The organism is Mycobacterium gordonae (assembly GCF_017086405.1).
Classification (GTDB): domain Bacteria; phylum Actinomycetota; class Actinomycetes; order Mycobacteriales; family Mycobacteriaceae; genus Mycobacterium; species Mycobacterium gordonae_D.
Genome location: NZ_CP070973.1, coordinates 2818829 through 2840075, shown reverse-complemented (window position 1 = coordinate 2840075; position 21247 = coordinate 2818829). Strand labels below are relative to the sequence as shown.

Below are 21247 nucleotides of genomic sequence, written 5' to 3'. Positions count from 1 at the left end.
CTTAACCCCGTCCCGTCTTTGCGGCCGAACTAGATGCCCGCCGTTCGCGTGCGACCTGCTGGACCGCGCCCAGGCCGTTGTATGCCGGCTTGCCCAGTCGCGTGGACTTGGAGGCCAGATACACCAACGGCCAGGTGACCAGGAACACCACCACCAGGTCGAGGATCGTGGTCAGACCCAGGGTGAACGCGAATCCCTTCACCTGTCCGATCGCCAGGAAGTACAGCACGGCGGCGGCCAGGAAGGTGACCGCGTTACCGGACACGATGGTCTTGCGGGCCCGCGCCCAGCCGCGCGGAACCGCCGAGCGAAACGAACGACCCTCGCGTATCTCGTCTTTGATGCGTTCGAAGAACACCACGAACGAGTCGGCTGTGGTCCCGATACCGATGATCAGACCCGCGATGCCGGCCAGGTCCAGGGTGTAGTTGATATACCGGCCCAACAGCACCAGGATCGCGAAAATCATTGCACCCGAGGCGATCAGCGACAAAGCGGTGAGCAGTCCCAGCACCCGGTAGTAGAGCAGCGAGTAGACCAGGACCAGCAGCAGGCCGATCCCACCGGCGATCAGGCCGGCTCGCAAAGACGTCAAACCCAGTGTGGCCGAGACGGTTTGGGCTTCCGACGACTCAAAGGAAAGCGGCAGCGATCCGTATTTCAGGACATTGGCAAGCTGTTTGGCGGTCGCCGCACTGAATGGCGGATCACCGCCGCTGATCTGGGTACGCCCGCCGGGGATCGGTTCTCGAATCATCGGCGCGCTGACTACTTGGGAGTCCAGCGTGAACGCCGTCTGGGTGCCGGTGTGCGCGGCGGTGTAGTCGGCCCACACGTTGGCCGCGGCACTCTTGAACTGTAGGTCCACCACGTACCCCAGGCTGCTCTGACTCATCCCGGAGGTGGCGTCCTGAATCTGGTCGCCGCTGATGATCGACGGCCCCAGCACATAGGCGGTCTTGTGGTCGGTCGAGCAGGTCACAAGCGGCAACTTCGGGTCGTCGTTGCCGGCCAGGATGTCGTCCTGGTCGCAGCGCCCGGCCTGGATCTCCATGACGATCTTCTGGATGTATCCCACGGTGCTCTGCCGCAGCTTCTTCTCCTGGGCGATGCGCTCGGCAAGATCCTTGCGCGGATCCGGCGCTGCGGGCAGTTCGGGCGCTGGCGCCGCACCGGTCGGCGCTGGTGACGGCCCTGGGCTTGGTGCCGGCGATCCGCCGGGGGTGGGGCTGGGCGCAGGGGTGGGGCTGGGCGCAGGGGTGGGGCTGGGCGCAGGGGTGGGACTGGGCGCAGGGGTGGGACTGGGCGCAGGAGTGGGGCTGGGCGCCGGGTCCTGCGGATACGGCCGCGGTTGCCCGCGCGGTGGCGCCGGGGCGCTCGACTGCGGCGGCGCCGGCGCCGGCGCACCCGAAGCCGGAGCGCTCGGTGCGCCGGGTGCCGGAGCAACACCAGGCACCCCGGGCGGCGGCGCGCCAGGAGCGCCCGGAGCGGGCGCGCCGGGCTCACCACCGGGTGGCTGCTGACCGGGTTTGGGCTGTTCGGGAGCCTTCTGCGCCGGCATCGAATCCAGCACCGGCCGGATGTAAAGCCGCGCCGTCTGGCCCAGATCACGCGCCTCGTTACCGTCGCTGCCCGGCACGGTGATGACCAGGTTGTCGCCGTCGACGACGACTTCCGAGCCGGAGACACCCAGCCCGTTCACTCGGGAGCTGATGATCTGCTGTGCCTGTGCCAGCGCGTCCCGGGTCGGCCGCGAGCCGTCCGGGGTGCGTGCCGTCAGCGTCACGCGGGTGCCGCCCTGCAGGTCGATGCCCAGCTTGGGGGTGGCCTTCTTGTCCCCGGTGAGAAACACCAGCAGGTAGACACCGACGAGCATGAGCAGGAACACCGACAGATAGCGGGCAGGCTGCACCGGCGCCGAAGACGATGCCACGTTCCTTCTGTCTCCTTGAATCGGTCTTGAGGATCCGTCCAGCCCGGACAGAGCCTCCGCAAAGACTACGTGCCGCGTCGCGACGGGTATCGCGCACGCGGCGGTCTGAGCCGGTCAGGAATCCTTGACGACCCGACCGGACTCGGAGTCGGTGGCCTCGTCCTCGCCCGCCTCATACGCGGTGCTCTCCACCTCGTAGTCCTCATCGTCGTCGGGCAGGATCCGGTCCCGGACCGCCAGCTTCATCCAGGTCGTGACGACGCCGGGTGCGATCTCCAGGTCGACGGTGTCGTCGGTGAAGCTGACGACTGTTGCTTCCAGTCCGGAGGTCGTGTGCACCCGGTCCCCCGGCTGCAACGACTCGTGCAGGTCGATGGTGGCCTGCATGGCCTTGCGTTGCCGGCGCGATGCGAAGTACATGAACCCGCCCATGATGAGCAGGAACGGCAGGAACAGGACAAAACTCTCCATCAACACGCCTGTCTTTCGTATCGGGTAGTGCTCGAATTTCCCCGCACAATCCGGGGGTGGGGCCGGTCTGACCCGGGCGCACGCACGTCGCTAACGATCCAGTCTGCCATTCCCGCAGGTCGCAAACCGACCGGCATCGTCAGCGAACCACCGGCTAGGCTTTCACGTGCGACGTGACCTGCGCGTCCGCGGGAGGAGGAGTCCGTGGCCAGCCTCGAGCAGAGCCGTCATTTGGCCACCGAGATCCCCGGTCCCGCGTCGCTGGAGCTCAATAAGCGGCGGACCGCCGCGGTCTCGCACGGCGTCGCGGTCACCCTCCCGGTGTTCGTGGCGCGAGCCGGCGGCGGCGTCGTGGAGGACGTGGACGGCAACCGGCTCATCGACCTGGGCTCTGGGATCGCCGTGACCACGATCGGCAACGCCGCCCCGCCAGTCGTTGAGGCGGTACGCCACCAGGTCGCCGAATTCACCCACACGTGTTTCATGGTCACGCCGTACGAGGGCTACGTCGCCGTTGCCGAGGAGTTGAACCGGATCACCCCGGGCGACGGCGAGAAGCGTTCGGTGCTGTTCAACTCCGGCGCCGAGGCCGTCGAGAGCTCGATCAAGGTGGCGCGCGCCCATACCGGCAAGTCCGCCGTGGTCGCGTTCGACCACGCCTACCATGGCCGGACCAACCTGACGATGGCGCTGACCGCCAAGTCGATGCCCTACAAGAGCGGCTTCGGCCCCTTCGCACCCGAGATCTACCGGGCTCCGCTGTCCTATCCGTACCGCGACGGGCTGGTCGACAAAGAACTGGCCACCGACGGTGAGAAGGCCGCGGCCCGCGCTATCAGCGTGATGGACAAGCACGTCGGCGCACAGAACCTGGCAGCCGTCATCATCGAGCCGATCCAGGGCGAGGGCGGTTTCATCGTTCCGGCCGAGGGCTTCCTGCCCGCGCTGCTGCGGTGGTGCCGGCAGAACGATGTCGTTTTCATCGCCGACGAGGTGCAAACCGGATTCGCCCGCACCGGCGCCATGTTCGCCTGCGAGCACGAGGGCATCCAGCCCGACATCATCGTGACCGCCAAGGGCATCGCCGACGGGCTGCCGCTGTCGGCGATCACCGGCCGGGCCGAGCTCATGGACGCCCCGCACGCCGGCGGCCTAGGCGGGACCTTCGGTGGGAATCCGGTGGCGTGCGCGGCGGCACTGGCCACCATCAAGACCATTGAGTCCGAAGGGCTGATCGAGCGAGCCCAGCGGATCGAGCGACTGGTGACCGAGCCGCTGCTGCGCTTGCAGACCCGCGACGACCGGATCGGCGACGTGCGCGGCCGCGGCGCCATGATCGCTGTCGAGCTGGTGAAATCCGGCACCTCCGACCCCGACCCGGAGTTGACATCGCGGTTGGCCACCGCAGCACACGCCGCCGGGGTCATCGTGTTGACCTGTGGCATGTTCGGCAACATCATCCGGCTGCTGCCGCCCCTGGCCATTACCGATGAGCTGCTGATCGAAGGGGTCGACGTGCTGACGGGACTGCTCGCCGATCTGTGAGGCGGCGGTCGGCTCAGACCGGCCCCGCCCAGAAATCGACCAGCGTCCGCGCGACCGTCTTCGCATCCACCAGTAGCGGCGCCACCCGCCCGCCGCCCGTCACCACCTCAACACGTGCGTTGCGCATGGTGGCGCAGGCGGCCTCAGCCTGTTGCGGCGGCCAGCCTTCGTCGTCGTCGTGGGCGGCCAGCATCAGCATGGGCGCCGCAATCTGCGGCAGCCGGTCATGGAGATCGGGCCGCTTGAGCATCATCGACCGTGCGGCGTGATACATACCGATCCGGTCGGCCTGCCGGAACGCCGCCATGACCTCGGCCGAGTCGTCCGAACCCAGCAGGGCCGTCGACAGCGGATCGCACACCAGCCGGGTCGGCCCGCACAGGCGGTACAAGGCAACCAGCGGCCAGGCCTTGGTCACCCGGAAGCGGGTGCTGATGCCGTGCACCGGGGTACCGATCGTGGTGAGGGTGCGAATCCGTTCGGGTTTGACCGCGGCCAGCAGAATGCCGATGTGCCCGCCCCAAGCGTTGCCGACCCAGTCGACCGGCTCGTCGATTCCGAGCCCGTCCAGCACGTCGGCCGCGGCATGCGCGCATTCGTCGAAAGTGAAGTCACGGGTGACCGGCGCGCTACGGCCATGCGACGGCCCGTCGATCGTGAGCAACGTGCGCTGCGGCGCGACCTCGCCGAGCGCGTCCATCAGCGGCCTCCACGACCGGGAATCGAGGAACAGGCTGTGCCACAGGACCGTGACCGGTCCATTCCCCCGGCGTTGCACGTACAACCGACCCAAACAGGTGGAAACGAACTCATCCTCGCCCATGATCGCCCTCATTTACTTCGGAAACCGAAACTTCGGTAACCGTAGTATTGTCGCAAGCCATGGCGTCGTCAAGGGACCTGCCCACGGACAGGCAAGCGGTCGGTCAATTGCTGGTGCGGCTAACAAGGCAGTTTCGAACCGATCTGGCAGCGCCACACGCCGAGCAGGGCTACGGCGATATTCGCGATCCACACCTGCAGATCTTCGGCAACATTCGAATGGGCGGCATCCGCCTCACCGAGCTGGCGGCACGAGCGCAGCTCAGCCTCGCCGCGACGTCGGAGCTGGTGAACGACCTCGCGGCGCTGGGCTACCTGACCCGTCGCCCCGACCCCCAGGACGGCCGTGCCAAGCTGATCGATCTCACCGACCGCGGCCAACACCTGCTCGCCGACGCCGGCGATCGAGTGGCCGATATCGAGGCACGCTGGTCAAAGCTGGTGGGAACCGAAGACTTCACACATATGTGCACGACCATGCAGCGACTGCTCGACGCACTGGACCCCGACGATGCCCGCGCGTGAAGCCGGTGGCGCAATTCACAGCCAACATGCAGCCGTTCGACATTGAGGAATATCTTTACTTTAGCTAACGTTCTTTCTGTCAGCGCAATGGCGCGCCACCTAGATTTCATTCTTCCGGTTCATTTCAAAGAGGATCTGATATGACGACCACACACGAGGAGCGGATCGCCCGCCGCGCCGAAGTACTTGCAGCCACCGATCCCCAGTTCGCCGCGGCGCGGCCGGACCCGGTGGTGGCAGAGGCATTGGAAGACCCCGACCTGCGACTCCCCCAGGTCATCCAGACCCTGATCGACGGCTACGCCGAGCGGCCGGCACTGGGCCAGCGGGCCGTGGAATTCGTCGCGGACCCGGCAACCGGTCGGACCTCGCTGAACCTGCTTCCCCGGTACGAGACCATCACCTACCGCGAACTCGGCGAGCGGATCGCTGCGTTCGGACGCGCCCTCGCCGGCGCCGACGTCCAGCCCGGTGACCGGGTCTGCGTACTGGGCTTCAACAGCGTCGACTACACCACGATCGACATGGCACTCGGCCAGATCGGGGCGGTGTCGGTGCCGCTGCAGACCAGCGCGGCGATCGCTCAGCTGCAGCCGATCGTGACCGAGACCGAGCCCAGCCTGATCGCGGCGAGCGTCAATCAGCTGACTGACGCCGTCGAGCTGTTCCACGCGGCCGCCGTCGTGCCCGGCAAGCTGGTGGTGTTCGACTACCACCCACAGGTCGACGACGAACGCGAGGCACTGCAAAACGCCGTGGCCGCGCTCGCGGACCTCGATGTGACTGTCGAGACGCTGGGCGAGGTCCTCAAGCGCGGTGCGGCGACGCCGGCCCGACCACACGCAGAGCTCGCCGACGACGCCCTGGCCCTGCTGATCTACACCTCCGGCAGCACTGGCGCACCCAAGGGCGCGATGTACCCGCAGCGCAACGTCGGCAAGATGTTCCGCCGGTCGGCCAAGAACTGGTTCGGACCGACCGCGGCGTCGATCACCCTGAACTTCATGCCGATGAGCCACGTCATGGGACGCGGGATCCTGTACGGCACCCTCGGCAACGGCGGCACCGCATTCTTCGCCGCCAAGAGCGACCTGTCGACGTTCCTGGAAGACCTCGCGCTGGTGCGGCCCACCGAGATGAATTTCGTGCCGCGCATCTGGGAGACGCTCTACGGCGAGTTCCAGAGCGAGGTGGACCGCCGCCTGGCGACGATGCCGACGAGGCACGAGTCGGAGGAGGAGCCAGGCCATCCGGCCCGGTTGCTTGAAGGCGGGGACCGCACTGCCGTTGAGGCCGAGGTCCTGGTCGACCAGCGGGAGAACCTGCTGGGCGGTCGCTTCATCTTCGCGATGACGGGTTCGGCGCCTACCTCCCCGGAGTTGAAGAAATGGGCGGAGTCGCTACTGGAGATGCACCTGCTGGACGGCTACGGCTCCACCGAGGCCGGAATGGTGCTGTTCGACGGCGAGGTGCAGCGGCCGCCGGTCATCGACTACAAGCTGGTCGACGTGCCGGACCTCGGCTACTTCACGACCGATCAGCCCTACCCCCGCGGGGAGCTGCTGCTCAAGACCGAGAACCTGTTCCCCGGTTACTACAAGCGCCCCGAGATCACGGCCAGCGTGTTCGACGAGGACGGCTACTACCGCACCGGTGACGTCGTTGCCGAAGTCGCTCCGAACCAGGTGCGCTACGTCGACCGCCGCAACAACGTGCTCAAGCTCGCCCAGGGCGAATTCGTCACCGTCGCCAAGCTGGAAGCCGTGTTCGGCAACAGCTCGCTGGTCCGGCAGATCTACGTCTACGGAAACAGCGCGCACCCCTACCTGCTGGCTGTCGTAGTGCCGACCGACGACGCATTGGCTGCGCACGGCGTCGAGGCGCTGAAGCCGATGATCGCCGACTCGCTGCAGAACGTCGCGAAAGACGCCGGTCTGCAGTCCTACGAGGTACCGCGCGACTTCATCGTCGAGACCACCCCGTTCACCCTGGAGAACGGTCTGTTGACCGGTATCCGCAAGCTGGCGTGGCCGAAGCTGAAGGCGCACTACGGTGAGCGGCTGGAACAGCTCTACGCCGACCTGGCCGCCGGCCAGGCCAGCGAACTGAGCGAGCTGCGTCGCGCCGGAGTCCACGGACCGGTACTGGAGACGGTGAGCCGGGCCGCGGCCGCGATGCTGGGCACCGCGAGCAGCGACCTGTCCCCCGACGCGCACTTCACCGACCTCGGCGGGGACTCGTTGTCGGCGTTGACCTTCGCCAACCTGCTGCAGGAGATCTTCGGGGTCGAGGTGCCGGTAGGCGTCATCGTCAGCCCGGCCAACGACCTGCAGGCGCTGGCCTCCTATATCGAGGCGGCGCGTCAGCCGGGCTCCAAACGGCCCACGTTCGCGTCGGTGCACGGCCGCGACGCCGTGGAGGTGCACGCCGGTGACCTCACGCTGGACAAGTTCATCGACGCCGACACGCTGGCGGCGGCAGCCATCCTTCCGGCTCCGGGCAACCAGGTGCGCACCGTGCTGCTGACCGGAGCCACCGGCTTCCTGGGCCGCTATCTGGCGCTGGAATGGCTGCAGCGGATGGCGCTGGTGGACGGCAAGGTGATCTGCCTGGTGCGCGCGAAATCGGACGAGGATGCCCGCGCCCGCCTGGACGGCACGTTCGACAGCGGCGACCCCAAGCTGCTGGCGCACTACCGGGAACTGGCCGCCAAGCATCTCGAGGTGCTGGCCGGCGACAAAGGCGAAGCGGACCTCGGTCTGGACCGCGCCACCTGGCAGCGCTTGGCCGAGACGGTGGACGTGATCGTCGACCCGGCTGCGCTGGTCAACCACGTGTTGCCCTACAGCCAGCTGTTCGGACCGAACGCGCTGGGTACCGCGGAGCTGATCCGGCTGGCGTTGACCAGCAAGATCAAGCCCTTCAGTTACACCTCGACGATTGCGGTCGGCGGCGGCATCGCGTCGGGTGAATTCACCGAGGAAGCCGACATTCGGCAGATCAGTTCAACCCGCCGGATCGACGACGGTTACGCCAACGGCTACGCGAACAGCAAGTGGGCCGGCGAGGTGCTGCTGCGCGAGGCGCACGACCTGTGCGGTCTGCCGGTCGCGGTGTTCCGCTGCGACATGATCCTGGCCGACACCACCTGGGCGGGCCAGCTCAACGTGCCGGACATGTTCACCCGGACGATCTTGAGCCTGGCTGCCACCGGCATCGCACCCGCTTCGTTCTACGAGCTGGACGGTGAGGGTAACCGGCAGCGAGCCCACTACGACGGTCTGCCGGTCGAGTTCATTGCCGAAGCCGTGGCGGTGCTCGGCGCGCGCAGCGGCGACGGGTTTGCCACCTACCACGTGATGAACCCCTACGACGACGGCATCGGCTTCGACGAGTTCGTCGATTGGATGATCTCGGGCGGATGCGCCGTCCAGCGGATCGCCGACTACGGCGAGTGGTTGCAGCGATTCGAGACCACCCTGCGTGGCCTCCCGGAGAAGCAGCGCAATGCCTCGCTGCTGCCGCTGTTGCACAACTACCAGAAGCCGGAGAAGCCGATCAACGGGTCGATCGCTCCCACCGACGCGTTCCGCACGGCGGTGCAAGAGGCCAAGATCGGCCCCGAGAAGGACATCCCGCACGTCACACCGGCGATCATCGCCAAGTACGTGAGCGATCTGCGCTTACTCGGGTTGCTGTAGGCGCCACAGCTGGAGCGGGCGTCCGGTCGTCACGGCCGGGCGCCCGCACTGGTGTCGGGCGCAAGCCCCCGGTTTGACAACGGTTATGGCGGGCAAACTCAAGCCCATGTCTGAGCCCTCCAACCATGATCTGGCCCTGCGAATGGCCGAGTTGGCCCGCACCCTCGCCGCACCCCGTCAGGCCGAGGACATCTTCACCGAAGTAGCCGCCGCGGCGGTGGACCTGATCGCCGGCGTGGACACGGCCGGAATCCTGCTGATTAAGAAAGGCGGCCACTTCGAGTCGATCGGCGGTACCGATGACCTGCCGCACGAGCTGGACGCACTGCAGCACGCCCTCGGCGAGGGGCCGTGCATCGATGCAGCGCTCGACGAAGTCTTGGTGCGCACCGAAGACTTCCGCCGCGAGACCCGGTGGCCTGCGTACTCGGCCGCCGCCCAGCAGCTGGGCGTGCTCAGCGGAATGTCCTTCCGGCTCTACACCCACGAACGCACCGCGGGGGCGCTGAACCTGTTCGGGTGCCGGCCGACGAACTGGGATGCCGAGCGGCAGACCATCGGCATGGTGCTGGCCGCCCACGCCGCGGCCGCCCTCATGGCCAGTCATCACAGTGAGAACCTGCAATCCGCGGTGGCGAGCCGGGACCGCATCGGCCAGGCGAAAGGCATCATCATGGAGCGCTTCGACGTCGACGACGTGCGGGCGTTCGACATGCTGCGCCGGCTCTCCCAAGAGAGCAACACCTCACTGGTCGATATTGCACAGCGAGTCATCGACACCCGCGCGAATCACTGACCGGCCTTTTTAACTGCCCGAGGCAGCACCGAGTAGTGAATTCGGCAGTTGCTGGTTCTAAGAATTGAAATCCGATTCTGATTAATGATTCTAGGTTTTCCAACACCTAGCCGAATTACGCCACCCACAAGTAGGATGAAAGCACGAAGGATCCTCGAATACTTTTCGCGCTGACCGGCGACGGCTCGGTTGCACTGGGGTTCTTGGCGTGCGGGGCATACTTCACCACAGGCTGGCGCTGGCGGTCTGCGGTTCTCCGGGTTCCCGGTTCGCAGCAGCTGGTGTGAGGCTGGGATCGACAGCGCGGCCCCGGGGCGGAGTCGTTTAGCGCCGCACGATGACTCGCATCCGCCTCGGCCAACCGGGCAGGTTCAGCCGGTCAGCGACGACCACTACGTCCGCTTCACGTAGTGAGTGCCTTCCCACAGCGAGCCTCGAACATTCAACAAGTCCAAAAATCCCCTGTAGGACAGGTTCTTCCGCGCATTAACACCCCCCACCAACGATCCGGGTCGGGCATTACCTGAACGTCGCGCTTCATCGAGTGTCATCGTCGATGCTAAACCGCACAGAATAGTCCAATTTGATGATTCAAATTGATGACGAATTTGCGCCGGCGCGGTAGCGTTACCGGGCATTCATCGCCGATCGGCAATTGCGAACCAAGGAGTATCGAATATGTCGTCATTTGTCATTGCATCGCCCGAGGTGTTGGCCGTAGCTGCGGGCGACTTGCATGGTATCGGCGAGATACTCCGAGCGGCCGATTTAGTCGCGGCACCTCTGACGACCGAGATCGTCCCGCTGGCCGGCGACGAGGTGTCCGCGGCCGTGACGAGGGTGTTCGGCACGTTCGGACAGGAGTACCAGACGCTTAGCGCGCAGGTCGCGCAGTCGTACTTGCAGTTCATGCGCACACTGAGTGCCGGCGCGGGAGCGTACGGCGCGGCCGAGGCTGCCAACCTCGCCCCACTTCAGATACTCGAGCAAAACGTGCTCGCGTTGATCAACACACCGACCAACACCTTCCTGGGACGCCCGCTCATCGGCAACGGCTACAACGGCGCCGCAGGCACCGGGCAGGCAGGCGGAGCGGGCGGAATCCTATGGGGTAACGGCGGCAACGGCGGATCGGGGCCCGCCGGCCAGACTGGCGGAAGGGGTGGGGATGCCGGTCTGTTCGGCAACGGCGGGGCGGGTGGAGCCGGCGGGATCGGCGCAGCCGGGGCCGCGGGCGGCACCGGGGGCGCCGGAGGTGTCGGGGGGCTGTTGAACGGATTCGGCGGCACCGGGGGCGCCGGAGGTGCCGGCGGAGCCGGCGTGGCAGGTGTCGGCGGGACAGGTGGAACCGGTGGTACGGGAGGCGCCGGGCGGGCCCTGATCGGTGGAGGCGCCGGCGCGGGCGGTACGGGCGGGGCCGGTGGGGCCGGCGCCATCGGCACGACCGGTACCGCGGGAGCGGGACCGCTGGGCGGCAAAGGCGGCCTCGGGTACGCCGGCGGGGCGGGCGGTGTCGGCGGAGACGGGGGGGCCAGCTACGGGCTGCTGAGTGCAGGCGGGTCGGGTGGAGCCGGCGGAATCGGCGGAGCGGGCGGGCAAGGCGGCACCGGCGGCACCGGCGCGGGATTTGACACCGACGGTGGCAACGGCGGGACCGGCGGCAACGGCGGTGCCGCCGGAGCGGGCGGCGCCGGCGGCAACGGCGGATACCTTGGCACCGGGGGAACCGCTGGGGGCGCCGGCACCGGCGGGGTGGGCGGCACCGGTGGGACCGGCGGCCAGGGTGATGCCGGCGCGATCGGCAAATCAGATGCCAACCCCTTGCCGGGCGGGACGGGCCGCAACGGCGGTGCGGGCGGCCAAGGCGGCGACGGCGGTGTTGGTATTGGCGGGCTTCATGGCGGTGCCGGCGGCCAAGGCGGCACCGGAGGCGACGGTGGTGGCGGCGGCCGAGGCGGAGACGCCACCGGGACAACGACAACCGGGGCCACCGGCGGCGGCATCGGCGCCCAGGGTGGTCACGGCGGAAACGGCGGCTCCGCCGGAGCGGGCGGGAGCGGAGTCGACGGCGGGGCGGCCGGGGCCAACGGCACCGGCGGCACAGGCGGTCACGGCGGCACCGGCGGCAACGGCGCCACCGGCCAAGACGGCACCTCCGACCCGACCGCCCCAACAGCGGGCTTCCAAGGCGGCCAAGGCGGCACCGGCGGCACCGGCGGCACCGGCGGCGCCGGAATCAACGGATCTGGCGGTGGCCAAGCCGGCGCCGGCGGCACCGGCGGCCAAGGAGGAACCGGCGGCAACGGCGGCAACAACACCGGCATCACCATCACCGGAGACACCGGCGGCGGCAAAGGCGCCCAAGGCGGCCAGGGCGGCACCGGCGGCTCCGCCGGAGCCGCCGGCGCCCGCGTCGACGGCGGGGCGGCCGGGGCCAACGGCACCGGCGGCACCGGCGGTCACGGCGGCACCGGCGGCAACGGCGCCACCGGCCAAGACGGCACCTCCGACCCGACCGCCCCAACAGCGGGCTTCCAAGGCGGCCAAGGCGGCACCGGCGGCACCGGCGGCACCGGCGGCGCCGGATTCAACGGATTTGGCGGTGGCCAAGCCGGCGCCGGCGGCACCGGCGGCCAAGGAGGAACCGGCGGCAACGGCGGCAACAACACCGGCATCACCATCACCGGAGACACCGGCGGCGGCAAAGGCGCCCAAGGCGGCCAGGGCGGCACCGGCGGCTCCGCCGGAGCCGCCGGCGCCCGCGTCGACGGCGGGGCGGCCGGGGCCAACGGCACCGGCGGCACCGGCGGTCACGGCGGCACCGGCGGCAACGGCGCCACCGGCCAAGACGGCACCTCCGACCCGACCGCCCCAACAGCGGGCTTCCAAGGCGGCCAAGGCGGCACCGGCGGCACCGGCGGCACCGGCGGCGCCGGATTCAACGGATTTGGCGGTGGCCAAGCCGGCGCCGGCGGCACCGGCGGCCAAGGAGGAACCGGCGGCAACGGCGGCAACAACACCGGCATCACCATCACCGGAGACACCGGCGGCGGCAAAGGCGCCCAAGGCGGCCAGGGCGGCACCGGCGGCTCCGCCGGAGCCGCCGGCGCCCGCGTCGACGGCGGGGCGGCCGGGGCCAACGGCACCGGCGGCACCGGCGGTCACGGCGGCACCGGCGGCAACGGCGCCACCGGCCAAGACGGCAATCCCGACCCGACCGCCCCAACAGCGGGCTTCCAAGGCGGCCAAGGCGGCACCGGCGGCACCGGCGGCACCGGCGGCGCCGGAATCAACGGCATCGGAAGTGGCGCCGGCGGGGTCGGCGGGGCCGCCGGCACCGGCGGCGCCGGCGGCGCCGGGGCCCCCGTCACCTCCGCAACCCCCGCTTCCGTAACTGGTGCAATCGGCGGTCAGGGCGGTACTGGCGGCATCGGCGGCGCCGGCGGGGCCCCGGGTGCGGGCAGCACCGCAGGCGGTGCGGGTGGGCAAGGCGGTAACGGAGGCATCGGCGGCGTCGGCGGTCAGAGCAAGATGACTGCCCAGAATCTGAACCCGCTGGGTGGCGGCGGCGGTGGCGGGGGTGCGGGCGGACGCGGCGGCGCTGGCGGAGGCGGCGGGGCCGTCGGCGGCCTCGGCGGCGGGGGCGGCAACGGTGGGAACGGAGGAGCAGCAACCGACCCCCACACCCAATCTGCAGCGCTCGGAGGTTTCGGTGGCGGTGGAGGAGGAGGCGCCGCCGCTTCAGGGGAGATCGGTGGCAGGGGCGGAGCCGGCGGCGGCGGGGGCGGGGGCGGCGGTGTCACGCAGGGCAAAGCTCTCGGCGGCGGCGGAGGAGGCGGTGGCGCGGCGGGAGACGCAGGTGCCATCGCCGGAAACGGTGGCGCTGGCGGCAATGCGTTTTCCCTGGGCGCAGGCAATCTCGGTACTGGAGGGGCTGGCGGCACCGGCGCCCCGGCAATCGGCGGTGGCGGAGGCCAAGGCGGGACGGCGGACACCGGCACCTTCGGGATTTTTCAGGACGGCGTCGCGGGCAGTGATGGCACCGCAGGCGGCGCGGGCGGCGGCAGCTCATTCACGGCGCGGGGAGGTAACGGCGGCAACACCACCGGCAGCGGCGGCGGCGGCGGCACGGCGTATCAATTTATCTTTGGGGCCTCCGGCGAAGGTGGCGCCGGTCAATCGAGTTGATCCCCGCTGCCTGCTCGTGGCAGGGCGTTAAGCCCTGCAGCGTGCATCGAACGCAATGGGCCCAGACGACCGGTAACCAGCGATCGTTGTGGTGTCGACGACCGGCTACCTACTGAGGTGTGACCGGCGCTCGGTGGCGCCGGAACAACCCCCCGCGGCGCGTCTCGGCCCCGCTGGCCGGTGCGAACCGGTCCCGCGGCGTGGTCAGCGCGTCGGTCGACACGTCGCGCTCGGGTTCGACCAACCCGCTGTACTGAGGTTCGGCAGCCGGTTCCACCGGATGTGCCGCTGGCTCGACGGACCGCACGTCGCGCGCCAGCCGGAACGCCACGCGGGCCAACGCCGCTCCGGCCAGGAAGGCGATCAGGACACCCAATCCAGAGAAGTACGCAAGTTCTACCGCGGCGCGCTTGCGGTCGGTGGCGCCCACCGGGTCGCCGGCCGAGCCGATGCCCGACAACGGGGAGAGCGTCCGGCCGACCACGAACCAGGCCCCGCCCAGCGCCGCCAGCCAGCCGCCGAGCAGGGCGCTGCCGCGGTTACGCGAGACGATGACCAGCAGACCACCGAGTACCGTGGCCACGCCTGGCAGCACCTCGAGCCAACCACGCGCGGACGTCCACGCCTGGCCGGGCGTGTAGGCGAAGTCAAAGTTGGGGCCGACGAACGGGATGAGCGCGCCCCAGGCGCCCAGGATCACCAAAAGCAGTCCGATCACGGCGCCGCGCGAGCGCGGGATTCCTCCCCGGGCGGGGCGGTCCTCGATGGTTTTCATGACATCTCCCTCGGTAGATACCAAGGGGGATACCCGGACATACCGGCGTTAAAGCACCCGCTGCGTCCACCGAACACAGCTAAGCCGGTGATTTTCGCTGCCGTTGTTGGTCGCTCGAACGAGGTGGGGCCAAGGTATGCAGGCACTGGTGTTGCGGGAGTTAAGTCAGCAGCCCGACCAGCAGCAGCACCACCGCGATCACCGGAAACAGCCCCTGCGTCACCGCGGCGCGCGCCTTGTCCCGCGCCGACAACAACAACACCACCGCCGCCGCCGCCATCGAGCCGACCCCGGCAAATACCAGCGCTGCTCCGACGTCGCGGTGGCCGGTGAACACTGCGGCGATGCCGATGCCAGACACGATGGCCAGGAACAAGTTGTAGAAGCCCTGGTTGAAGGCCAGCAGCTTGGTGGTCTCGGCCTCCTCGACCGTGGTGCCGAACGTCGCACGGGTGCGCTTGGAAGTCCACGTCAGCGACTCCATCGTGAAGATGTAGACGTGCAGGACCGCGGCCAGCGCGGCGAAAATCAAAGCGGCGGTGACCATCCAAGTCCTCCTAGTCGAACAGCCCGGGCTGCGAGACCCCGACGGGTGGCGTCATGCCCAGATGCGTCCAGGCCAGCGCCGTGGCCACCCGGCCTCGCGGCGTGCGCGCGACCATTCCCGCGCGCACCAGGAAAGGCTCGCACACCTCCTCCACGGTCGCAGCCTCTTCGCCTACCGCCACCGCCAGCGTCGACACTCCCACCGGACCGCCGCCGAAACTGCGGGTCAGCGCTGAGAGCACCGCCCGGTCCAGCCGATCCAACCCCAACTCGTCGACGTCGTAGACCTCCAGCGCGGACTTCGCGACATCGCGGGTGATGATGCCGTCGGCGCGCACCTCCGCGAAGTCACGCACGCGACGCAGCAACCGGTTGGCAATCCGCGGCGTGCCCCGCGAGCGGCGCGCGATCTCCGCCGCGGCTTCAGCGCCCAGTTCGATGCCCAGGATGCCCGCGGACCGGGCCAGCACCCGCTCCAACTCGGCCGGCTCGTAGAAGTCCATGTGCGCGGTGAACCCGAACCGGTCGCGCAGCGGGCCCGTCAGGGCACCGGATCGGGTGGTCGCCCCAACCAGCGTGAACGGCGCGACTTCCAACGGAATCGAGGTGGCTCCCGGACCTTTGCCGACCACCACGTCGACCCGGAAGTCCTCCATCGCCAGGTACAGCATCTCTTCCGCGGGCCTGGCGATGCGGTGGATCTCGTCGATGAACAGCACGTCGTGCTCGACCAGGTTGGACAGCATCGCGGCGAGGTCGCCGGCGCGTTCCAGAGCCGGCCCCGACGTCACCCGCAAAGACGACCCGAGTTCGGCGGCAATGATCATCGCCAACGACGTCTTGCCCAGGCCAGGTGGCCCGGACAGCAAGATGTGGTCGGGGGTGCCACCGCGGTTCTTGGCTCCTTCGATCACCAGCTGCAGCTGCTCGCGTACCCGCGGCTGGCCGATGAATTCCCGCAGCGACCGGGGGCGCAGGCTGCCGTCGATGTCACCCTCGCCGACGGCCAGGGCGGGCGAGACGTCACGCTCTTCGGAATCGTCGGGGTACTCGCTCATTTGGCCTTACCCAGCAGCGACAGCGCGGCCCGCAATGCCGTCGAAGTGGACGCGTCCCGGTCGGCGGCCAACACCTTGTCGGTGGCTTCCTCGGCCTGTTTGACGGCGAAACCGAGCCCGACCAGCGCCTCCACCACCGGAGCGCGAACCGCGTGACCGTTCACCCCCGCCGCCGCTGCGCCGGAGCCGGCGACGGCGCCGACCTTGTCGCGCAGTTCCAGCACCATCCGTTCGGCGCTGCGTTTGCCGATGCCGGGCACCCGGGTGAGCGCGGTGACGTCACCGTCGGCTAATGCCTGACGCAGCGCCGTCGCGTCGTGGACGGCCAGCGTCGCCATCGCCAACCGTGGCCCCACGCCGGAGACCGAGAGCAGCGTCTGGAACAGATCGCGAGTCTCTGCGTCGCAGAACCCGTACAGCGTCATCGAGTCCTCGCGCACGATCATCGCGGTGATCAGCCGCGCTTCGGTGCCCGACCGCAGCGTGGACAGCGTCGACGGTGTCGCATTCACCCGGTACCCGACTCCCGCCGCCTCGATCACCGCGTGATCCAGTGCCACCTCCAGCACCTCGCCACGCACCGAGGCGATCATCGGGCGGCCTTCAACTTGGCCAGATACTTGCTGCGCTGTTGCGCCGCCTGAGCCTCGGCGGCCGCCATCCGGGCCAGCATCGGCGCCCGCCAGCAGTGACAGATGGCCAGCGCCAGCGCATCGGCGGCATCGGCCGGCGTGGGCTTGGCCTGCAACGCCAGAATTCTGGTGACCATCGCGGTGACCTGCGCTTTATCGGCGTTGCCGTTGCCGGTGACCGCGGCTTTCACTTCGCTGGGCGTGTGGAAGTGCACGTCGATGTCACGCTTGGCGGCCGCGAGCGCGATCACCCCGCCGGCCTGCGCCGTACCCATCACCGTGGAGACATTGAGCTGGGAGAACACCCGCTCGATGGCCAGCACGTCCGGGTGGTGGGTGTCCAGCCAGTGTTCGACGGCATCGCTGATCGCCAACAGTCGCCGGTGCAACGGCTCGTCGGACGGGGTGCGCACGACGTCGACGTCCAACGCGGTGATGTGCCGCCCGCGGCCGCTTTCCACCAGCGACAACCCGCACCGCGTCAAGCCGGGATCAACACCCATCACCCGCACCGCAGCTCCCCAACGTTGTCAAGACCGAAGTTCCGAACAGCTGTTCGATAGCCTAGCCGCTGGATGCGACATCGCCGGTGAGGGACACGCGCCGCGGCCGTGAGTTAGGTTATGCGCACTAGGGAAGGGTTTGGTGTGGGAGCACAGCTGATCGTGATCGCGGTAGCGCTGTTCATCGCGTCGCTGCTGGTGCTCGTCTATGCCTTCAAGAAGAAGCCTGCGTCCCGGAAACCCGGCGGCCGGCCGGACCCGCTCGCGTTCACCGGCCTGCCCACCGAATTCGGGCCTCGCCAACTCGGTCCCGGCGCCATCATCAGCCACGGCAGCACCGATTACGTGGTCCGCGGCTCCGTCACCTACCGCGAGGGCCCGTTCGTATGGTGGGAGCACCTGCTCGAAGGCGGTGAGGAGCCGGTCTGGTTCAGCGTCGAAGAAGACGACGGTCGCCTCGAGCTGGCGATGTGGTCCAAGCGCACCGATCTCGACCTGCAGCCCGGCGGCGCGCCCACGGTCGACGGCGTCACCATGCACGAAGTGGAGCGTGGGCACGCCGGCTACACCACCGAGGGCACGACGGGTCTGCCGGCGGGCGGCGAGATGGATTACGTCGACTACTCCGGCGCCGACAAAGCCACGCTGCTTTCGTTCGAGCGGTGGGCGCCGGACATGCCGTGGGAGATATCCACGGGCAGGACCGTCCTCACCGGTGAGATCACCGTCTATCCCGCACCCGCGGGCTAATCGCGGTGCCGCTCCACCACCTAGCGGTAGCTCCTGCCGACGTGTCCGGGGCACGATTGGCTTTGGCGCTCAATGCGGCGGCGCCCCCTCCCCTGGCCAGCTATCGACTGGAACACCCCGGCGGTGGTGTCCTGCTGCTCGGCGTCCTGGGCGCCTCCCATGTCGTCACCGTGCAACACGGCGCCGGCCAGTTCTCCGAGCAGGTCTCCTGCGCCACCGGCGGTGAGCTGCCCGCGCGTTCGGATGCGCCCGGCTACCGACTTCAATCGCACAGCGCGACGCACGATGAAGCCGCCTTCCGCACCCTGGCCAAAGACTTACGTGACCGGTGCGCCCGCGTACCCGGCTGGCTGGGCGGGGTATTCCCGGGCGATGACGCCGCGCTGACCGCGCTGACCGCCGAGCCCGACGGCGACGGCTGGCGCTGGCAGACCTGGCACCTCTACCCCACCGGGCCGGGCGGCACGGTGGTCCACACGGCGAGCCGGTGGCAGCCGTGAGCCGCAACCGTCTGCTGGTGATCGCCGGCGGGCTGGCGCTGGCCGCCACGGTCTCGTTGGTCTCCGGGATCGTGTTGCTCAGCCGGGATATCGGCGAGTACATCGCCGGTCACTATCAGGAGTACGCGCACGACGCCAGCACGAAGCGCTATGTCTGTGCGGGATCGCCCAAGCAGGTCGCCGACACACTGGCTCACTACAAGACGCCCGCGGCGCGCGCGTCGAATGGCGGCAGTGAGTACCTGCGTTACAGCAGGAATGTCGTGATCGTCGGGCCCGAGGGCACCCGTGCGTGCAGCATCCGGGTCGAAGACCTGGGCGCGGGATACGGTCACGGCTCCTATGTCTTCCTCGGCCCCGGGTTCACGCCCGGATCCCCATCGGGCGGCTCGGGTGGCAGTCCGGGCGGCCCGGGCGGTGTCAAGTAGGTATTCGCGAAGGAGGACGTTCATGAATTACAGCGCGGTGGAGTTCGGCAGCGTCAGTCTCGATCCCATCTTGCGCGGAGCCGTCGCCACCGTCCTGTACTTCGCGGTGGGCATCGCCGTGCTGATCGCCGGCTTCCTGATGGTCGACGTGCTCACTCCGGGCAATCTGCGTCGGCTGGTGTTCTTGGAACGACGGCCCAACGCCGCCATCCTGGCCACCGCGATGTATGCCGCACTGGCCATCGTGATCATCGCGGCCATTACCACCAGCTCCAATCAGCTGGGTGAGGGCCTGCTGGGAGTGGCGATCTACGGCGGAATCGGTGTGATCTTGCAGGGACTGGCCCTGTTCATTCTGAGAATCGCGGTGCCGGGAAACTTCCACGAACACGTCGAGGAACCGACCCTGCATCCGGCGGCCTTTGCCACCGCGGCCATGCTGCTGGCCGTCGGTGGAGTCACAGCGGCCGCATTGTTATGACGACGACCGCTGCCGCCGAACCGGTCTCACCGTCGCTGGGACGGTGGCGCGCCGTCCTGCTGGCCGCGGTGGCGGCCTGCGCGGCGTGCGGGATCGTCTACGAACTGGCGATGCTGACATTGTCGACCAACCTGAACGGCGGCGGCATCGTGGCGACATCGCTGATCGTCGCGGGCTACATCGCCGCGTTGGGGCTGGGCGCGCTGCTGATCAAACCGCTGCTGGCGCGTGCCGCGATCACCTTCATCGCTGTGGAGGTGCTCCTAGGCATCGTCGGCGGACTGTCCGCCGCGGCCCTGTATGTCGCGTTCGCTTTCGTCAACGGTTCGACGCTGGTGCTGGCGGTGAGCACCGGGCTGATCGGTTGCCTGGTCGGCGCCGAGGTGCCGCTGTTGATGACGCTGCTGCAGCGCGGCCGGGTGCAGGGGCCCTGGGACCCGCGCAGTGATTTGGCCACCGATACCGGACGTACGCTGGCCAACTTGACCGCGGCCGACTACCTGGGCGCCCTGGTCGGCGGGCTGGCCTGGCCGTTCCTGCTGCTGCCTCAGCTGGGCATGATCCGCGGGGCCGCGGCCACCGGCATTGTCAACCTGGTGGCCGCGGCGATCGTAGCGGTGTTTCTGCTGCGGCGGCTGGTGTCGGCGCGCCAGCTGGCGGCGGCGCTGGGCGCACTGACGACGGCGTTGACGCTGCTGGTGATCCTGCTGGTAAACGCCCGGGAGATCGAGCTCTCCAGCCGCCAGCGGCTCTACGCCGACCCGATCATCGCCCACCGGCACTCTGCCTATCAGGACATCGTAATCACCCGTCGCGACCGCGACATGCGCCTCTACCTGGACGGGGATCTGCAATTCTCCACCCGGGACGAATACCGCTATACCGAAAGCCTGGTCTATCCGGCCCTCGGAGGTGGCGCCCAGTCGGCTCTGGTGCTCGGCGGCGGCGACGGGCTGGCGGCGCGCGAACTGCTGCGCCAGCCCGGCTTGCGCCGGATCACTGAGGTCGAGCTGGACCCGGCGGTTGTCGAACTGGCACGCACCACGATGCGCGACGCCAACGGGGGCTCGTTGGACAACCCACGCGTGCAGCTGGTGATCGACGACGCCATGACCTGGCTGCGCGGCCCGCGGACCGACCGGTTCGACGCGGTGATCGTCGATCTGCCCGATCCGGACACGCCCGTGCTGGGCCGCCTGTATTCGACAGAGTTTTATGCGCTGGTCGACCGGGTGTTGTCACCGGGCGGCCTGATGGTGGTGCAAGCCGGTAGCCCGTTCTCGACGCGGAAGGCGTTCTGGCGCACCGTCTCGACCATCCGGTCCGGCGGTTTTGCGGTCACCCCGTATCACGTGCACGTGCCCACCTTCGGTGACTGGGGTTTCGTCCTGGCCCGCCGCGGCGACGCCGCGCCGGCGGCGGCGCTGCCGCGCGATGCTCCCTCCTTGCGCTACCTGGACCAGCGCGTGCTGGACGCCGCGACGGTGTTCTCCGAGGACGTGCGGCCACGTCCGATGGAGCCGTCCACGCTGGACAACCCGCGAGTCGTGGCGGACATGCGGCGGGGTTACGACTGATGCCTGTGGTTGGTGC

18 protein-coding genes are annotated in these 21247 nt (G+C 68.9%); 10 read left to right on the top strand and 8 right to left on the bottom strand.

The annotated features are described in order from the left end of the window. Position 1: 1 nt before the first annotated feature. Positions 2 to 1933 carry a protein translocase subunit SecD gene (gene secD / locus JX552_RS12220; RefSeq protein ID WP_241011016.1) on the bottom strand — a complete coding sequence of 644 codons (1932 nt, stop codon included), beginning with the start codon at positions 1931 to 1933 and terminating at the stop codon, positions 2 to 4. Between the two features lie 114 nt (positions 1934 to 2047). Continuing rightward, a complete protein-coding gene (gene yajC, locus JX552_RS12215; protein ID WP_205877656.1) occupies positions 2048 to 2404 on the bottom strand; it encodes a preprotein translocase subunit YajC in 357 nt (118 codons plus the stop codon). Positions 2405 to 2608: 204 nt separating this feature from the next. Here yajC and gabT point away from each other — a divergent pair, with 204 nt between their 5' ends. Beyond that, the gene (gene gabT, locus JX552_RS12210; protein WP_205877655.1) at positions 2609 to 3949 is read left to right on the top strand and encodes a 4-aminobutyrate--2-oxoglutarate transaminase; all 1341 of its coding nucleotides are present in this window, start codon (positions 2609 to 2611) and stop codon (positions 3947 to 3949) included. Positions 3950 to 3962: 13 nt separating this feature from the next. On the opposite strand, the gene JX552_RS12205 is transcribed toward gabT, so the two are convergent. Further along, the gene (locus tag JX552_RS12205; RefSeq protein WP_205877654.1) at positions 3963 to 4772 is read right to left on the bottom strand and encodes an alpha/beta fold hydrolase; all 810 of its coding nucleotides are present in this window, start codon (positions 4770 to 4772) and stop codon (positions 3963 to 3965) included. Positions 4773 to 4831: 59 nt separating this feature from the next. On the opposite strand from JX552_RS12205, the gene JX552_RS12200 reads away from it, so the two are divergent. The 4 genes from JX552_RS12200 (at position 4832) to JX552_RS12185 (ending at position 13981) form a co-directional block, all read left to right on the top strand. Then, complete coding sequence (locus JX552_RS12200) at positions 4832 to 5296, top strand: MarR family winged helix-turn-helix transcriptional regulator (RefSeq protein ID WP_205877653.1); 465 nt, start codon at positions 4832 to 4834, stop codon at positions 5294 to 5296. Positions 5297 to 5436: 140 nt separating this feature from the next. Next, a complete protein-coding gene (car, locus tag JX552_RS12195) occupies positions 5437 to 8997 on the top strand; it encodes a carboxylic acid reductase (protein WP_205877652.1) in 3561 nt (1186 codons plus the stop codon). A 106-nt stretch (positions 8998 to 9103) separates the two neighbouring features. After that, positions 9104 to 9793 (top strand): GAF and ANTAR domain-containing protein, encoded by a 690-nt coding sequence (locus JX552_RS12190; RefSeq protein ID WP_205877651.1) that lies wholly within the window; start codon positions 9104 to 9106, stop codon positions 9791 to 9793. A gap of 678 nt (positions 9794 to 10471) precedes the next feature. Then, a complete protein-coding gene (locus JX552_RS12185) occupies positions 10472 to 13981 on the top strand; it encodes a PE family protein (protein WP_205877650.1) in 3510 nt (1169 codons plus the stop codon). Between the two features lie 109 nt (positions 13982 to 14090). Here the strand turns inward: JX552_RS12185 and JX552_RS12180 are convergent, their stop codons facing one another. From JX552_RS12180 to ruvC, 5 genes are all read right to left on the bottom strand, one after another. Further along, a complete protein-coding gene (locus JX552_RS12180) occupies positions 14091 to 14756 on the bottom strand; it encodes a hypothetical protein (RefSeq protein ID WP_205877649.1) in 666 nt (221 codons plus the stop codon). Between the two features lie 160 nt (positions 14757 to 14916). Further along, positions 14917 to 15303 carry a DUF1304 domain-containing protein gene (locus JX552_RS12175; protein WP_205877648.1) on the bottom strand — a complete coding sequence of 129 codons (387 nt, stop codon included), beginning with the start codon at positions 15301 to 15303 and terminating at the stop codon, positions 14917 to 14919. A gap of 10 nt (positions 15304 to 15313) precedes the next feature. Next, complete coding sequence (gene ruvB / locus JX552_RS12170) at positions 15314 to 16360, bottom strand: Holliday junction branch migration DNA helicase RuvB (protein ID WP_205877647.1); 1047 nt, start codon at positions 16358 to 16360, stop codon at positions 15314 to 15316. Further along, a complete protein-coding gene (ruvA, locus tag JX552_RS12165; protein WP_205877646.1) occupies positions 16357 to 16953 on the bottom strand; it encodes a Holliday junction branch migration protein RuvA in 597 nt (198 codons plus the stop codon). Before ruvA ends, ruvB begins: the two co-directional genes overlap by 4 nt. Beyond that, complete coding sequence (gene ruvC / locus JX552_RS12160; protein ID WP_205877645.1) at positions 16950 to 17504, bottom strand: crossover junction endodeoxyribonuclease RuvC; 555 nt, start codon at positions 17502 to 17504, stop codon at positions 16950 to 16952. The genes ruvA and ruvC overlap by 4 nt, the downstream gene beginning before the upstream one ends. A gap of 135 nt (positions 17505 to 17639) precedes the next feature. Between ruvC and JX552_RS12155 the strand changes: the two genes are divergently transcribed. Genes JX552_RS12155 through JX552_RS12135 form a run of 5 tightly spaced genes read left to right on the top strand, consistent with a single transcriptional unit; the run spans position 17640 to position 21231 of the window. Beyond that, a complete protein-coding gene (locus JX552_RS12155) occupies positions 17640 to 18245 on the top strand; it encodes a DUF4178 domain-containing protein (protein WP_205877644.1) in 606 nt (201 codons plus the stop codon). Positions 18246 to 18250: 5 nt separating this feature from the next. After that, positions 18251 to 18745, top strand: a complete 495-nt coding sequence (locus JX552_RS12150; RefSeq protein ID WP_205877643.1) for a DUF2617 family protein — start codon at positions 18251 to 18253, stop codon at positions 18743 to 18745. Beyond that, positions 18742 to 19173, top strand: coding sequence for a DUF4247 domain-containing protein (locus JX552_RS12145; RefSeq protein WP_205877642.1), 432 nt, complete (start codon positions 18742 to 18744; stop codon positions 19171 to 19173). The genes JX552_RS12150 and JX552_RS12145 overlap by 4 nt, the downstream gene beginning before the upstream one ends. Positions 19174 to 19195: 22 nt before the next feature. Beyond that, the gene (locus tag JX552_RS12140) at positions 19196 to 19654 is read left to right on the top strand and encodes a DUF350 domain-containing protein (RefSeq protein ID WP_205877641.1); all 459 of its coding nucleotides are present in this window, start codon (positions 19196 to 19198) and stop codon (positions 19652 to 19654) included. Next, positions 19651 to 21231: a polyamine aminopropyltransferase gene (locus JX552_RS12135; RefSeq protein ID WP_205877640.1), complete on the top strand. Its 1581-nt coding sequence runs from the start codon at positions 19651 to 19653 to the stop codon at positions 21229 to 21231. The genes JX552_RS12140 and JX552_RS12135 overlap by 4 nt, the downstream gene beginning before the upstream one ends. The last annotated feature ends 16 nt before the right edge of the window (positions 21232 to 21247 follow it).